Raw genomic sequence first — 14994 nt, 5'->3', positions numbered from 1 at the left:
AGTTGGTCAGAACGTTTTGTCCACGTGTCAGTTGTAGACATACTATAAATGTGGAGGACCTGATTCACTTAATTCTCTTTAATCTTCTACGCTGGAAATACTTAAAGTTGTCAGAATCTAGTATGAACATGTGAAAATAAGGAGGATAATTAGAGACAGAACCTACAATGAATTCCTGATGGATCCAATAAATCGCAGACTAATGGATAACATTACCGTCCTAGAGAATAAAATTTTTGATTTAAGCAGGTTGGTGAACTTACAAGCTTACATGGAAGGCTTCACGTTCTATACTTCTTCAAGGTACAGGGGTATACCCATCGACGTTATTCCTAGAGTTATTAGTTCAGATTTTTACTCTAGGATATCCGATTATCTAGTTAAAAGGAACCTAGTTCTTAACCACTTGGTCAAGGAAATTTACCAGGAGAAATCCGTGCACATACCTGATTGGATAGTCAAGACTACACCCTTTTTCAAACCGGAAATGATGGACTTCTCCCCACCCAAGGGAATATACATCTATGTGAATGGTGCTGATATTGTTAGAGTAAATGGTGAACCCTACATTCTTGAGGACAACGTAAGGGTGCCCTCAGGAATAGCCTATTCTTATAGGGCATTCGAATACGTTCATCGATTTTTACCTGAACTATCTCAGGGTTACAGCGTGGAGGAACCATCGGGTTTAGAATATCTTTACGATACACTTCGCTACGCGAGTGGAAGCAAGGATCCCGTAATCGTGCTTTTAACGGACGGTCCCCTAAACTCCGCTTACTTTGAACACAGGTTCATTTCTGACAAACTCGGGTTTGTGTTGGCAGAGCCCAAGGATATACAGGTGAACCAGGGAGAAGTTGTGGTAAAGACGTTAGATGAGGGGGAAGTTCACGTTGACATAATATACAGGAGAATTGAGGACCTTGAGTTGCTCACTCCAGATTTGATGAGGGCATATCTACGCGGGTGGGTTACCATTGCCAATGCCCCAGGCGTCGGAGTAGCTGATGACAAGGCAACCTTCGTTTGGATACCATTCCTAGCTGAGAGATATGGAATTTCCCTTAAAGAGGTTACACAGCCCTTTACCATATGCCTATATGAAAGGGAGAACCTTCAAAGGGTGATTAATAACCCCTCGAGTTACGTGATAAAGAAGAGGGAAGGCTATGGAGGCATTGGTCTCTCCATAATGAAGGATGAGAACGCCAGTGTCCTAAAGGAGTTGGTAAAGGAGTATGAGAACTTCATAGCGCAAGAGGTTCTCGATTTCGACACCGTGGTCTCTGCGATAAATGACTCGTTTTACGAGACTTTTGCAGATTTCCGCTTCTTCACATATTACGATAGGGTGGCCACAGCAGTTTTAAGTCGAGTCGGTGTGGTTGGAAGTAGGGTAACAAATAACTCTTCTGGAGGGATGGTGAAACCGGTGTGGATTACGAGGTAATCTATAGGAGCGTTTACGAGTACGAGGCGGACGTAATCGTGAACGAGAACACCTGTAGGATAGTGCCCTACGACGGTGATAATCAACGGCTTTTGAAGCACGAGGTCGATTCCATTCCACAGGGTTATAAGACGTATTTTAGGGATATTTTTGACAATATAGTTTATAAAATAAAGGTTACAGAAGTCCACAAAAGATTGGAAATTTATTCTGAGAGCCTGGTAAGGGTGGACACCAAGGCGATAAGAGTTAACTACGATTTTCCTTACGATTACGGATTCAATCAATTTCTCTTGCCCACAAAACTTGTGGATCCTGAACCCTTTCAAAAAATCGCTAGTGAACTGACAAAGAATGTTAAGAGCATGGGTGAAGTAATAGAGACCGCCGTGAAGTTTGTAAGGGACAGAATAAAGTATGCCCCTGGAGCAACTGACGTCACCACGACCGCATATGATGCCTTTAAACTGGGTATGGGGGTTTGCCAGGATTACACTCACGTTACCTTAGCGATTTTAAGGGCTCTGAAAATTCCCGCCAGATACGTCATGGGAGTGGTTAACGATAATCCAAGGGCTACTCATGCGTGGGTTGAGGTCATGATGCCAGACGGAACTTACGTGGACGTTGATCCAACAAGAGGAAGGTTTTACAACCTAGGATATGTGAAATTTGCCATAGGAAGAGATTTCGCTGACGTAAGTCCAATAGTTGGGAGCTTCATGAGCTCTGGTAAGGATCAACTGAAGAATGTGATGATTAAGGTGAGGAAGGTTGCTGACTAAGAGTTTAGCTTACAGAATTTACTGGACGGGAAGGTACCTGGAAAGGATAGAGAACATTTGTAGGATCTCGATAATAGCGGTCAACAATGGCAGCAGTTTGGACTCGATAGCCAAGGGATATGGATTGAAAGGTGAGAAGGAGCTCTTCGAATATGTTAGGATGTCCTTAGAGCTACTTCGGGAGAACATAAGAAGTTTTGCTAATGAGAAACTGATGATCGAGGTTAACGAAATGGAGTCAAGGATAAATTCACCTAAGGATAACCTGGTAAGTTACTTCAGCGATATCATCTCTAGTGCCATGAGGCTGGGGAATAGCTTAGAAGGATACTTCAATGAAAGAATATACAACTTGAGGATGAGATCTCAACAGGAGAATCAGCCTGAACCCAAGTGAATTGTGATCGGGTTCGTAGAACAAAATCTAGAAGTAAGGTCGCGACTAATTGAGTGACTTCGATATAACTACGCTTGAAGGTCATGTGAGTACCTTTCTAAGACGCGGGGACAATTCTTAGCGAACTAGTTTTCATGCCATCTTTCGATCATGGAGTGAACATTTTACATAGACTCTATCCATGAATGAGACTTATCGCCTTTACCTTAAATGACCTCAATAGACCCTTTTCGAGTTGCCTCTCAATAACTACTAAGACTCCCCTAAATATTCCGCTTTGATATTCGCTTCCTGGGTTTGCTATTTTCGTTTCTCCAATCTTGTCTACCCCGGGAGACTCATGAATGTGGCCGTGAAGTCCCACTAAAGGCTGATATTTCTGTATCAGGTCATGCACTGATCTAGAACCTACGTGTGATCTTTCCTTTCTCTCATTTACTGCCAGATCCAATTTTGTATTGAAAGGCGGAACGTGAACATTCAATACCGTTTCCTTAGGATTTACCTTTTCAATTAATCTCTCAAGCCTTATGTAAAGGGTGGAGTCTGGCACTTCCCTGTACGTCTGAAAGGGAGTTGGATTCACAAAACCTTCACATATCATTTTGAGGTCGCCCAACTCTATCACCTTACCCTGACACGTCTCGATGCCATAGGAGTTCAGTAGAGAATCCAACTCCAATGGATCATCATTTCCCAAGTTCCATACTACGAAGAAATTAGAGTTCTCCATTTTCTCCCTCTGTATCTTTACCCACCTATCTACCTGTGCCTCCAGCCTCTCTAGTACTACCTTCCTCAAGGCTTCCCTATTGCCTAGGGTAAAGTCTAGTTCCTCTTTACTCATGATTATGGGCATCCTACCCGTTATCATGTAGTTCTCCTGAAGGGCTTCCAGGTTTACTTTCTTTCCATCAACATAATAATCTCCTCCTTCCCTCATAACAAAAATGAAATCCTTTGAGAACATGTCTCCCCCATATACTAGATAATTTACATCGTACATCTTGGCTGCGTTCAACGATTTTCTAAAGGCAGTTTCTGATCCATGAATGTCACTCGTAAATAGTATTTTAGTTTGCAATGGCATAAGTGTTAAAACGTGGACGTGAATTTAAGCCTTAAAACAAAAAATTATAAATATATAAAAAGTCGTGATAAATCTTAACTTGGAGACGTTAAAATTTTCACGAATGACTAGTTTCGATTTTAAGAGAAATTATGGATTCAATGCATAAGGAGATCAGGATCTTAAGAAAACAGGTCGTTTCCGAATAAAATTTTTACGCTAAGGGTGGGAAAAGGTGTAGAATAGGATATCCCGAATTTCCTTTAACAAAGATCAGCCCACTATAAACTGGTTACCTTTAACTCTCCCATCTTCTAGCAAGATAAGTGTAGAGTGAAGTATGCCCTGGTTAAACTCACTACCTGGATTTATTATCACTGTCCTTCCGATCTTATCAAACGCTCTGGACTCGTGAATATGTCCGTGTATGCCTAGCATTGGTTGATATTCCTCTATTATCTTGCGAATAGCCTTAGAACCTACGTGAGTCATGACCACATCGCCTCCCTTTACTACTGGTTTCAAGTCGGCAGAGAGTAACGGTGCATTATCAAGGGAAGTATTATATGGAGGAGCGTGAAAATTGAAAATTGCCTTTTCTGGCCTCTCTAACTTCTCAGCCATTCCCCTCAGATTATACATCAGCTCGTCCTCGGACATTTCTCTAGGTGTTCTCCAAGGTGTGGGATTAACATATCCGAAGGATATCATCTCGTGACCGCCTATGTCTATTATATTTCCTTCACTTTTTCTCATTAATTCGCTCTCCTCAATAACTTGAAAGAGAAACGAAGGATCATCGTTACCTAGGTTGATGAAGACTGGAATCCGTCTTTCCTTCAGCTTTTCCTGAGCAATCTCAACCCAACTCCTTAGGTTTTCCTTCATCTTTTCGTGAAATAGCTCGTCAAGTTTCTTTTTGTTATTGATTAATTCCTCATGCTCAGCCTTAGAGAGAATCGCATAATACGCGCCGCTCTTTCGGAATTCCGCGACAACGTTGTTAAGAGAGCTACCGCTGATCTCCCTATCCTCAACAACAAAATAACCATTTCCCTTATTTATGATAGGTACCAATGACTTTCCTGCAATATCTCCACCTATGATAAGGCAATCAACTTTCTGCATCACTCCGGCATTCAGAAATTTCCTAAAAGCAGTCTCGGACCCATGAAGGTCGGAGGTGAATAGAATCCTTGTTTTGTTCTTTCCGCCTACACTTTCGTTGTTTCCTCTTCTTTTAAACAGGGGCATGAATTGTCTAAAAGTTATTCTATTAAAAAGGGTTGCTGGCAAAAACATTAATAGTATACTAGGCTAATCGTTAGAACACTCTCTAAAAATTAAAAAGTCTTATTACAACCGTCGTTAACTACTGAAAACTTAATAATTGTACGGGTAACTACAGAACCTTAAGAATTAATTTTCTAATACTAATATTTTATGGAATTTATAGCCTTATTGGATTTATAAAAATATAAAAATAGTTTAGATAATTTTATGATAAAGTGCTTTTGATGTATTGAAGCACTTAGATTTCAATACTTTTGCAGTGGGAGTGTCATGCATCTAGGACCGCTCCGCTCTCCGCCCTCCTTTATAATTTCATTTCCTTTGAATGTTATAATCTCTATACCCGCCTCCGTCATGAGCCTATTGGTCAGTCTGTTATGTTCATAGGCTATGATCTTGTTTTTACCTACTACAATAATATTACTAGCTAGAAGCCAATGTTCCCTCTCTTCAGCATAATATTCAGCATTCCCTATATTGACAATCCTTAGATCGTGACCCAAATAATCCTTCATCACTTCGCTGAGAACCCTATTGTCCCGCACTATCTCCTTCCCTTTATATAGGTAAACGCTCGATTTATCAAGAAGAGACTTGTAATAGACTATAACGTCCTGGGCTGGGATACCCATAACAGTGTCTAAATGACCTATACCCTTGTTGGGATGAAGTTCTGGTGTGTCCAGCTTTACCAGTATAGCCTCATCAATTTCTCCACTCTCCATGAGTTTAGGGACAGTGTAACTAAGTCCTAACCCACTACTTCTGGTTCCAAATCCCATGAGAAGCCTCCCGTCTAGTGGAAAGAAATCTCCTCCCTCGAAGAATCCTTTTTCCACTTTCAATACATTTTTAGGTTTAAGTATCGCGGTGAAGATCTCTGGCTCCCTTCTTCTCGACTCCCATCTCATCTTTCCAGAGACATACGTGCCTCCCAGTACCATCCCTGGATCCCTTGTAAACATGATATTAACTAATGGTTTTACGCAAAATTCTTCATTTTCGGGAATTAAGACGTTGGCTCCCATTTCCTTTGCCTCCTTAGCAGTCAGGCCGGAGATCAGTATCTCGGCCATCAACTCTTTATCGAGGTTGTCTAGTAAAATATCACACTCGCTACTAGACTTTATTAGAGCGACCAATTCTTCCTCCTTAAGCTTCATGACCTCTTCCCTCAGGTTTATGACCTCAGCTCCGTTCTCCCTTAACTTCTTCACAAACTCGTCGTGCTCCAGTTTCAGCTCTACTGGATCGGGAATTTCTGCATATTGTAGCTCGTAAAGCGTCTTTGGAGTTAACCTAGTTTTCTCATTTCCTGGAGTTGCCACGACTACTTTCCTAAGTGGGCTATACTCTGCCTTAACCTGGACCTGTATCATTAAATGGTGCTTTAGGAAAAGGTTAAAATTTATTCCTCTCAATATTCTAATATTTATTCATTATTCAAGATACTGCATCTAGAAAAGGTTAAATATAATTTAGATAACAACGCCATATACTTTAAAATAATTTAGATTCTTTCCCGATATCCATCATGGTAATATGCTAGGAACTCTTATCGTTGTTAAGGAGAATGTGTTACATCTGATTCCATTTAATTAAAACATGTATAGCCAGTTCATTGTTGATCCATTCTTATTAATGAATACTTTTCATATTTCTACTTATATTATTATACTCTTTTTATGTAGAAAATAAAGAACTTTTTAGGGGAGTCAATTGAATTTTGAACCAATGGCAAGCGGTAAAGAAGATCAAAAAGGAATTAAGGGTTCCCTTTTTGCAAGGGAGTCCTCAGGTTTAGTCAGGGAAATAAACTGGCTAACTGCCATGTTTATTAGCATGGGCTTCATTGCATTCTACGTCCTTCCAATATCCTACCTATCGGGTCTCTCAATCTCTCCGAACGGGCTTGTGGTTATTGGCGCCCTACTCAGCTGGATAGTTCTTCTCCCCCACGGTTATTTATGGACAAAAATAAGCGAGAAATTTCAGAGAACTGCTGCAGATTACGTTTTTGCGAGTAGAGTGTTACATCCTGCTATCGGAGTGGGAACAGGGCTTGTCTTCGGCATCTCCCAGATGATATTTGACGCTGCCATAGTTTACGATGGCGTGGGCCAGCTACAGACAGGTTTTTCGGCACTGGGGACAGATTTTGGAGGCTCCTACACGTCATTGGCAACTACCTTAGGGAACCCCTTCACAATTCTCGCGATAGGAGCAATTACCTTCACAGGAGTAATTGCAATAAACATCTTTCTGCCAAAGTATACCAATCAAATAATGGGTGGAATAACTATTGTAGCCTTAGTAACCTTTGTATTAACAGGGATACTGATGCATTACGTTACGCCCGCATCGATAACTGCGTCTGGATACGATTACAGCTCCATAGTGAAGGCGAGTTCTTCTGCGACACCACTCTTCAGCAATCCGATCTTAGCTACAATTGGTCTTATGGTGTTCACTGCGAGTTTCCTTCCATTTGTTAATGGAGCCACTTCAGTCGCTGGGGAGGTCCGAGGGGGAAGTAAGGCGTTCAGGATCGGAGTACTAGCAGCTCTTGTTGTTGCGGGTCTGCTAATAACCTTCTTCATCTCTTCGTCAGTTAGTACGCTTACTTCAGAGTTTTTCATAGGAGCTGGAGTCTTGGGACCGAACTATTCTAATCTCCTAAACCCAATATTTGATGTAGTAGTGAGTTTCAGGAACTTGCCTTTAGATCTCTTTCTTGTGATAGGGTCTTACTTCTGGTACCTTGCCATAATGTTCGCTGTCGCCCTCTTCGTATCTAGGTATTTTATGGCTGTGGCCTTTGACAAGGCCCTACCAACAATTGTCTCATATGTTAGTGAGAGATATCATTCCCCTGTGGTGGCACATCTGATCGACGAAGCAATAACAATTGGTAGTCTCACCGTTATCACTGTCACACCTCTCAGCTCTGCCTTCTTTTATGGCATGGATACTGCTGATGCCATGGCTCTGCTCTTCGGCTTCATAGTGGTCATTCTGGCGTCCATAGTCGCATCAATCAGAAGAAATGGATTAGAACTAAAGGGAAACAGGGCCGTAATACTAGGAATATCCATTGCTGACCTAATAGTCATGAGTGTATACGGTTTCTATTGGTTTGGAAATTCCACAATTTACCTAGGAATAAACATGAATCCGGTCACCTGGCTCATAGTCTCTTCTCCTTTCATTGCTGGAATAATCATTTACTTCGTAATGAGATGGTACAGGCTAAGAAAAGAGGATATCGATATCAAATACTCATTCCAGGAAATTCCGCCAGAGTAGAGAAGAATCTTAATCTTTTTTAATATACATTTCTTACATGCCTCCTGCCTTTTATTATAAGGCTCCTTGTGTACCCGGTTACATGATTCATAGAAAAGGCGCAGATCGTGGTTCAAAATAACTTTAGATCAAAGAAATTAATAATATAATAGAAATTGAGTAACGTCATGATAAAAGAGATTATATTTAAACTATAACTAACAAGGTTTTGGAAATAACCTGATATCTATTTAGTCACGCCGTCCTCTTGTCCAGAGAAAAGATTAAAAGTCATCAATAACTTAATCTTACTTCAGAAAACTATTCATTTGGAATTGTCAGTATATTTTTTAGCTATTTAACAAGATCCCTCTCGAGAAAAAAATGAAAAAAGTCCTGTTAGGTATACTCCTGATTCCTCTCCTGTTAGGTTTAAGTGTTTTAGGGGCTACAAATTCCACCCTAGAACAGTTAAATTCCACAGTTACTGCCTTAGCAAATCACACGGCGGATTATCCTGCAGTGGCAGTTCCCTCCTGGCTAGATACTGGAAGTAACGCATGGATGCTCACCGCAGCGACTTTTGTGGGACTTCAAAGCGTGCCAGGCGTTGCCCTATACTACGCTGGCCTATCCAAGAAAAAGTATTCCATAAATAGTGCGATGATGGTTTTCTACGCCTTCGCTGCAGTTCTAGTAGTGTGGATGATTGCGGGATACAATTTCGGATTTGGAAAGCCTCTCCTCGAGATAAACGGATTTGGAATTCTCGGGTCCCCTACACCTGCAACTTCCGGACTCTATGAGGGTTCTCAGACCATTTATGGGCCTGCAAACACTCCGCTCGACATACCCACCTCGACTTATATCTTCTTCCAGTTCGTCTTCGCGGCCATAACCCCTGTTCTCTTGGCTGGTGGAGTTCTGGAGAGAATGAACTTCAAGGCGTGGATGGTGTTTGTGCCCCTCTGGTCCCTCCTAGTTTACAGCCCTGTAGCTTACTGGCTATTCGCTGGTGGTTGGTTGAACCAGCTCGGTGCTGTGGACTTCTCTGGGGGATACGTTATCCACGTGGATGCTGGCGTGGGAGCTCTCGCGGCTGCTCTGGCAGTAGGACCAAGAGTTGCCTCTGAGAGGAAACTTGAGGCCCACAGCTTACCCCTAATTCTCGCAGGTGCGGGACTTATCTGGCTAGGATGGGATGGATTCAACGGTGGCGATCCAGGAGGGTCCACGATAGATGCCGCAATAGCTGTCCTTAACACTAACATAGCTACTGCAGTGAGTGCCATAACTTGGATGTTGATGGACATGAAGTTCTTTGGAAAGCCTTCCCTCATTGGCGCAACATCCGGTGCCATAACCGGACTGGTGGCGATCACGCCGGCAGCTGGTTACGTCAATGGCTCCTACTCCATGTTAATAGGGATTGCGTCTGGTTCCCTGCCTTGGTTGGCACTATACAAGTTGGAGCCCAGGCTTAAGGTAGATGACAGCCTTGGCGTCTTCTCTACCCACGGTATTGCGGGAATTGTGGGGGGGAATACTCACTGGAGTATTCGCTGATCCAAACGTAACTAAGTACGTGGATCCTGCCCTAGTGGGAGCCCTGTATGGCAACGTAGCACAGGTGGGTATTCAGGCTCTTGGTGCACTGGTAGTTTTCGTGTATGACTTCGCCGTAACGTATGGACTCTTGAAGGCTATAGGACTATTCATACCGCTCAGGGCACCTCCAGAGGAGTTGAAGGTCGGAGATTACGCAATGCATGGAGAGAGAGCCTACGCTGAAGTGGTGGCGACTGAGGGAAAGGGAGAGGAAGTCAAGGAGGAAGTTAAGGATAAAGAAGAAAAGAAAGAGTGACGTTTTTTATTTAAGCCCTTTTCCCCTACTTTTCAGTTCCTCTTCCACGTATTCCTTCAACACGACTGCGTTGTTTCTTTCCCTGTCCCTGGCTGAGAATAGGAGCGTCACATCCCTGTTACTGGCAAGCTCCACTAGATCCTTCACGGCGGGGTTGTTTCTCAGCTCATCTAGATATCTTCGCTTGAACTCTTCCCACCTTCTAGGATCGTGACCAAACCACTTCCTCAGCTCATCTGAAGGAGCGACTTGCCTCATCCAGAGGTCAATCTTGGCCTCCTCTTTCCTGAGTCCCCTGGGCCACAGCAAATCAACCAATACCCTGACTCCATCGTCGCTCGAGGCCTCGTCGTATACCCTTTTGATCTTTATCATGTGATGTAAAGAGATGTACAAGTATAAGTTAACCTACCCTCACTGTTTAGTTAATACTCGCTCAAGGTTCCCTTTCTCCTGGACCTGTTAAAGGAGTAAAGGTAGAACCATCCACCCAGCGGTAAGAGAACTGCGTTGAAGAGCACGAGAACTAACACGATCTCCCCCACTCCGCCTATTCCGTAACCGTCTAACATTGTGAGTCTGAGACCGTTTAGGGCCCAGGTTAGGGGTATGGCTAGGCTAATCTCCTTTATCCAGCTTGGCAATACCGTGACTGGAAAAACCGTCCCCGACATCAGCGTGGTAAAGGTAGAGAAGAAGAAGGAGATTGGGTTTCCCTGCTTCACCAACATGGTGAAACCTGCAGAAATCATTGAGAGCCCCAGGGCAGATGACAGGAGTAGGGCGAAAACTACCAAGGTTGATACTGGATTAATCTCGAAGTGAACATGTAGCATCTCCCCAATCCCCAGGATGACTCCCGCATTAACGGAATTTATTGTGAAACCCCACAACGCGGAGTAAACAAGAAAGGAGAGAACTCCACCCTCTGATAGCACGTAGTACTCTATGGTGCCGTAAAGCTGTTCGTTTCTAAGTCTCTGACTTATGGTGGTTATTGTAGAGGACACGTAACCTTGAAACGCTAGCCCAATCACCACGAATGCCGTGTAGTTGGTAACACCTGTGAAGTTCTCGAGGTCTCCGCCCAAAGAAGTGCCCACAAAGTAGTAGGTGAAAACGGGTAAAACCCACGATAGAACATTTAGAACCATCTGAGTCTTGTAACTGCTCCAGATCCTAAATCCTCTCAGGTAGATGTAGGCATATAACTTGGTTAGGATGCCCATCTTCTCCAACCTCCACCTCCCCTAGATCTGTTGGTCGTGGAATCTGCTTCATCCGTAAGAGACACGAAAACGTCCTCCAACGTGGCGGGTTCCCTTCTAACCTCATCTCCCTCAACGTTGAAGTGCTCCGGGACCCGTACCAAGAAGTACTGATCTGATAGTCCCACAACGAATTTTCTTAGCCTCGCATCGGGTGACCTTGTTCTAACCAACTTCATGGTTCCCACCCTCTCCTTTAGTTCCTGGGGAGAACCGCTGGCAACTACACTACCCCTGTTCAGGATTACTACCCTCTGGGCCAGGTCCTCCACTTCGGCCATGTTATGTGACGTCATTAATACGGTCTTTCTCTTGGCCAACCCCTCAACTAGCCTACGAAATTCCCTCGAGGAGATTGGGTCCATTCCCAGGGTTGGCTCGTCCATGAGGATCACGGGAGGGTCGGTGATCAATGCCCTGGCTAGAGCGAGTTTTCTGGCCATCCCTGTGCTATACTTCATGTAAGGGATGTCCTTCCAATCTAGGAGTCCTACCATTTCCAAGAGTTCCTTCGCCCTTGACCTTGACTCCCCTAGGGAAAGACCTCGGATTGACGCAAAGAACATGAGGTTCTCCATTCCCGTGAGCCTGTAGTAGAAGGCCCTCTCGCTGACAGTCATAACGCCCAGCAACTTTCTGACAATATTGGCCTCGCTAACCACGTCATGACCCTCGACCCTGGCCTCTCCACTGTCTGGAATTATTAGGGTTGAAAGGATCTTTACAAGGGTAGTCTTTCCAGCTCCGTTATGTCCCACAAGGCCACATATCTCACCTGTCTTCACCTCGAACGTTATATCGCTCAACGCGTGGATCTCTTTCCCCTTCACTTGGAAGGTCTTCGATAGGTGGGACACATCTATCACTTGAGAATCGCCTCCATCTCCTCGAGGATCTCCTTCAATTTCTCCTTAAGATCTGGGGTGAGGAGATCCCTATTATCCAGAAGATATCTAACGTTATACTCTAGGTCTCCTATTACTACCTCCAGACTGCCCTGAGGCGAGAGCAACCTCTTCCCCTTTTCTGTGATTGCGTAGTAACGCTGTGACCTTTCCACCTTTGATACCGTGATGAGACCCTCTGACTCCATTTTATCCAGTGCCGGATAAACCGCTCCTGGAGAGGGCCTCCAGATACCCTGCGTGACCTTCTCAATCTCCCTCATTATCTGGGCTCCTGTCATCTCCCCCTTAGAGTCCAGAAGCGTTAGAATCAGGTTTGCGAGCCCTCTCTTCCTTTGCCATTGGCCAAACATGATATCAATTACGATATCGAAAATATTAACGTTTGAGGCTAGTACCAGGTGGCAATTCTCGAGTTCTTCTCTCCCTCCCTGAAGGCAACATAAGTAATAATGAAACCAATGGCCAAGGCTAGAGCTGCTATGGCAAGTACGTCTATAATAGAGAAGTCACTGCTGTCTACGGCTCTACGTACGCTCTTCCAGGCAGAGTAAAAGCCTGAGATGTATTCCCAAGCGTCAAAGATCGTGACCACTGCATCATAAATGGTGATAAGACCTGAGGTCCAGCTATGGGTCCTTGAGAACGCCATGGCCGAGGTTACTGTCGCGATGATCCCCCATATTATGAACGTGAGACCGAAGAACAGGAAACTGAAGGAAAAGAGGAAAGTGAAGGTAGAGAACGAGAGATAACCTAGGTAACCCAGTATTAGGGTAAGGGCGAGCAAGACCATGTAGCCCATGGGAAGGAAACCACCAAAGAAGTAGAAAATCAAGCCCAACGTCTTCCTCGCCCTGAATATCTGTCCCGCGTTATAGCTGTTCCATAGGGATATGAGAATGTCAATCACGATGAAAATGATTGATATAATGAGACCAATATTCATAAGCCTAGACCTAAGCCCTAGAATAAAAGTCTGATCGAGATCTATGGTTTCATATTGAAAATGTAGGTTCAAGATCCTGATTTAGCAAACTTTTCTGGACAAGCACGTACCATATACATAGACTATATAGCAACTAGAGAGTTATAGAGTCATATATTGATTATATACATAATGCTAAAAAATATAGAAAATACGTGAGGTGTATGAAGGATATATTTAAACCGTTAGACGAGAAAAGGCTTTCCTTTTTCCATATCAAATCCCTTGTGACCACGGGAATGGGTGTTTTCACCGATGGATATGACCTTTCCTCCATTGGTATTGTCCTCCTGTTAGTCCTCTCGGAGTTCGGAATAACGTCAAAGAGCCCAGATTACGTTTCCCTTACTGCGGCAATTTCCGGATCCGCGCTAGCAGGGGCTGCAATAGGCGCCATAATCTTTGGTTTGCTATCTAACCAGGGAAGGAAGAAGTTTTACGGGATCGACGTAACCCTCATGACAGTGGGAGCCCTCTTACAGGCCTTCGTGACAGATCCCACAGAGTTGATAATAGTTAGGTTCCTTTTAGGACTAGGAGTCGGTGCCGACTACGTTCTATCTCCCATGATCATGGCTGAGCACGCTAACGCCAAGGATAGGGGAAAGATAATTGCTCTAGGATTTGGTTTGTTTTGGGGATTTGGCGCGACGCTAGCAGCTATTCTATATCTTGCCCTACAGGCGGCAGGGGTACCTCCTTCACTAGTCTGGAGAATTGTGCTGGCAGCAGGTGCGATACCCTCAGCTTCTGTGATCTATCTGCGAAGAAAGATTCCTGAAACTGCGAGATTCCTTGGAAGGATAAGGGGAGATACTGAGGGAGTGAAGGGAGTAATTAGGGAAGTCACGGGAACCGAGGTAAATCTCACCTCTAATCTCAAGGATAACACTAGCTTCGGCGAGTACTTCAGGAGGAACTGGGCACTTTTCCTATCGGCATGTATACTTTGGTTCCTCTTTGACATAGTGGCGTACTCGGGAATATTGTTTGGTCCAAGCCTCATTGCGAGCAGTCTAGGAATTAATTCAGGAGTATTTCAACTTTTAATTGAAGGAGCCTTCACCATACCTGGAGGGATAATAGCTCTGTCCTTGATTGACAGAGTTGGAAGGAAACCACTGCAGGTTGTAGGATTCGTGGTAATGGCAGTTGCCTTAATGTCCTTTGCCTTTTACAAGAGTTCAGCTGGGGCATCTTTCTCACCTATTATAGCCTTCTTCCTTTACGGACTGCAGAACTTGGGGTCACAGGCTGGACCTGGCTCAGTATCCGCATCAGGAATTCTTGGGGTAGAGCTTGCTCCAACCAAGGTAAGAGGACTGGTGCAGTCACTAACAGTGGCATCAGGAAGAATAGGAGCCACTCTGACATCCTTCGTCTTTCCATCACTTTTCCATGAGTACGGCGAGTCGTTTGCTGTGTATTTCCTTGCAACCATAGCGGCAATTGCTGCGGTCATAACTTTAGTAGCCATACCTGAAACGAAGAGGAAACCGTTGGAAGAGTCCTCTAGAGAAGTAAGTGTAGAGACTGCGTGATTTTATCACTTTAGAACTTTTTTGTATTTCCAGTCACGTTCATGTACTTTTATATTATTAGGAACTGAAGCATATCACAGTCAGGCTTCCTTGTGGTGAGTCCAACTTTTCTTCACTCTTTAGCAAGACCTTTAACTTAGTCTGAC

At 43.9% G+C, this 14994-nt stretch carries 13 protein-coding genes and 1 pseudogene; 6 read left to right on the top strand and 8 right to left on the bottom strand.

Features of this window, described 5'->3' with window-relative positions:
• Positions 1 to 130 precede the first annotated feature (130 nt).
• From MSED_RS04475 to MSED_RS04465, 3 genes are read left to right on the top strand one after another with little or no spacing between them, the layout of a single operon-like run.
• Positions 131 to 1453 (top strand): circularly permuted type 2 ATP-grasp protein, encoded by a 1323-nt coding sequence (locus tag MSED_RS04475; protein ID WP_048060019.1) that lies wholly within the window; start codon positions 131 to 133, stop codon positions 1451 to 1453.
• Positions 1438 to 2238 carry a transglutaminase family protein gene (locus tag MSED_RS04470; protein ID WP_012020837.1) on the top strand — a complete coding sequence of 267 codons (801 nt, stop codon included), beginning with the start codon at positions 1438 to 1440 and terminating at the stop codon, positions 2236 to 2238. The genes MSED_RS04475 and MSED_RS04470 overlap by 16 nt, the downstream gene beginning before the upstream one ends.
• A complete protein-coding gene (locus MSED_RS04465; RefSeq protein ID WP_012020836.1) occupies positions 2228 to 2635 on the top strand; it encodes an alpha-E domain-containing protein in 408 nt (135 codons plus the stop codon). Before MSED_RS04470 ends, MSED_RS04465 begins: the two co-directional genes overlap by 11 nt.
• Before the next feature lie 175 nt (positions 2636 to 2810).
• On the opposite strand, the gene MSED_RS04460 is transcribed toward MSED_RS04465, so the two are convergent.
• The 3 genes from MSED_RS04460 to MSED_RS04450 form a co-directional block, all read right to left on the bottom strand.
• Positions 2811 to 3725, bottom strand: coding sequence for a metallophosphoesterase family protein (locus tag MSED_RS04460; RefSeq protein WP_012020835.1), 915 nt, complete (start codon positions 3723 to 3725; stop codon positions 2811 to 2813).
• Between the two features lie 252 nt (positions 3726 to 3977).
• On the bottom strand, positions 3978 to 4958 hold the full coding sequence (locus MSED_RS04455) for a metallophosphoesterase family protein (RefSeq protein ID WP_048060018.1): 981 nt from the start codon (positions 4956 to 4958) through the stop codon (positions 3978 to 3980).
• 284 nt (positions 4959 to 5242) lie between these two features.
• Positions 5243 to 6376, bottom strand: a complete 1134-nt coding sequence (locus MSED_RS04450) for an arginine deiminase family protein (protein ID WP_012020833.1) — start codon at positions 6374 to 6376, stop codon at positions 5243 to 5245.
• 340 nt (positions 6377 to 6716) lie between these two features.
• Here MSED_RS04450 and MSED_RS04445 point away from each other — a divergent pair, with 340 nt between their 5' ends.
• Both MSED_RS04445 and MSED_RS04440 read left to right on the top strand, forming a co-directional pair.
• Positions 6717 to 8303, top strand: coding sequence for an APC family permease (locus MSED_RS04445; protein ID WP_012020832.1), 1587 nt, complete (start codon positions 6717 to 6719; stop codon positions 8301 to 8303).
• A 363-nt stretch (positions 8304 to 8666) separates the two neighbouring features.
• Positions 8667 to 10146, top strand: a pseudogene (locus MSED_RS04440) (ammonium transporter).
• A gap of 6 nt (positions 10147 to 10152) precedes the next feature.
• Here MSED_RS04440 and MSED_RS04435 read toward each other — a convergent pair.
• Genes MSED_RS04435 through MSED_RS04415 form a run of 5 tightly spaced genes read right to left on the bottom strand, consistent with a single transcriptional unit; the run spans position 10153 to position 13268 of the window.
• A complete protein-coding gene (locus MSED_RS04435) occupies positions 10153 to 10521 on the bottom strand; it encodes a DUF488 domain-containing protein (RefSeq protein ID WP_048060017.1) in 369 nt (122 codons plus the stop codon).
• 50 nt (positions 10522 to 10571) lie between these two features.
• The gene (locus tag MSED_RS04430; RefSeq protein ID WP_012020830.1) at positions 10572 to 11375 is read right to left on the bottom strand and encodes an ABC transporter permease; all 804 of its coding nucleotides are present in this window, start codon (positions 11373 to 11375) and stop codon (positions 10572 to 10574) included.
• Positions 11363 to 12280: an ABC transporter ATP-binding protein gene (locus MSED_RS04425; protein ID WP_012020829.1), complete on the bottom strand. Its 918-nt coding sequence runs from the start codon at positions 12278 to 12280 to the stop codon at positions 11363 to 11365. Before MSED_RS04425 ends, MSED_RS04430 begins: the two co-directional genes overlap by 13 nt.
• Positions 12277 to 12672: a PadR family transcriptional regulator gene (locus MSED_RS04420; RefSeq protein WP_012020828.1), complete on the bottom strand. Its 396-nt coding sequence runs from the start codon at positions 12670 to 12672 to the stop codon at positions 12277 to 12279. Before MSED_RS04420 ends, MSED_RS04425 begins: the two co-directional genes overlap by 4 nt.
• A 38-nt stretch (positions 12673 to 12710) precedes the next feature.
• Positions 12711 to 13268, bottom strand: coding sequence for a hypothetical protein (locus tag MSED_RS04415; RefSeq protein WP_012020827.1), 558 nt, complete (start codon positions 13266 to 13268; stop codon positions 12711 to 12713).
• Positions 13269 to 13471: 203 nt separating this feature from the next.
• Between MSED_RS04415 and MSED_RS04410 the strand changes: the two genes are divergently transcribed.
• On the top strand, positions 13472 to 14848 hold the full coding sequence (locus tag MSED_RS04410) for an MFS transporter (RefSeq protein ID WP_012020826.1): 1377 nt from the start codon (positions 13472 to 13474) through the stop codon (positions 14846 to 14848).
• The last annotated feature ends 146 nt before the right edge of the window (positions 14849 to 14994 follow it).

Origin of the sequence: Metallosphaera sedula DSM 5348, from assembly GCF_000016605.1 — an archaeon.
Lineage (GTDB): Archaea > Thermoproteota > Thermoprotei_A > Sulfolobales > Sulfolobaceae > Metallosphaera > Metallosphaera sedula.
Note: the sequence above shows the minus strand (reverse complement) of the source record. Positions and strands in the feature narration are given on the sequence as shown.

Bases quoted from the DNA above. Each gene is read 5' to 3' on its own strand.
- MSED_RS04450 (WP_012020833.1), bottom strand. From the start codon at position 6,376: ATGATACAGGTCCAGGTTAAGGCAGAGTATAGCCCACTTAGGAAAGTA.
- MSED_RS04460 (WP_012020835.1), bottom strand. From the start codon at position 3,725: ATGCCATTGCAAACTAAAATACTATTTACGAGTGACATTCATGGATCA.
- MSED_RS04410 (WP_012020826.1), top strand. From the start codon at position 13,472: ATGAAGGATATATTTAAACCGTTAGACGAGAAAAGGCTTTCCTTTTTC.
- MSED_RS04430 (WP_012020830.1), bottom strand. From the start codon at position 11,375: ATGGGCATCCTAACCAAGTTATATGCCTACATCTACCTGAGAGGATTT.
- MSED_RS04455 (WP_048060018.1), bottom strand. From the start codon at position 4,958: ATGCCCCTGTTTAAAAGAAGAGGAAACAACGAAAGTGTAGGCGGAAAG.
- MSED_RS04435 (WP_048060017.1), bottom strand. From the start codon at position 10,521: ATGATAAAGATCAAAAGGGTATACGACGAGGCCTCGAGCGACGATGGA.
- MSED_RS04420 (WP_012020828.1), bottom strand. From the start codon at position 12,672: ATGTTTGGCCAATGGCAAAGGAAGAGAGGGCTCGCAAACCTGATTCTA.
- MSED_RS04415 (WP_012020827.1), bottom strand. From the start codon at position 13,268: ATGAATATTGGTCTCATTATATCAATCATTTTCATCGTGATTGACATT.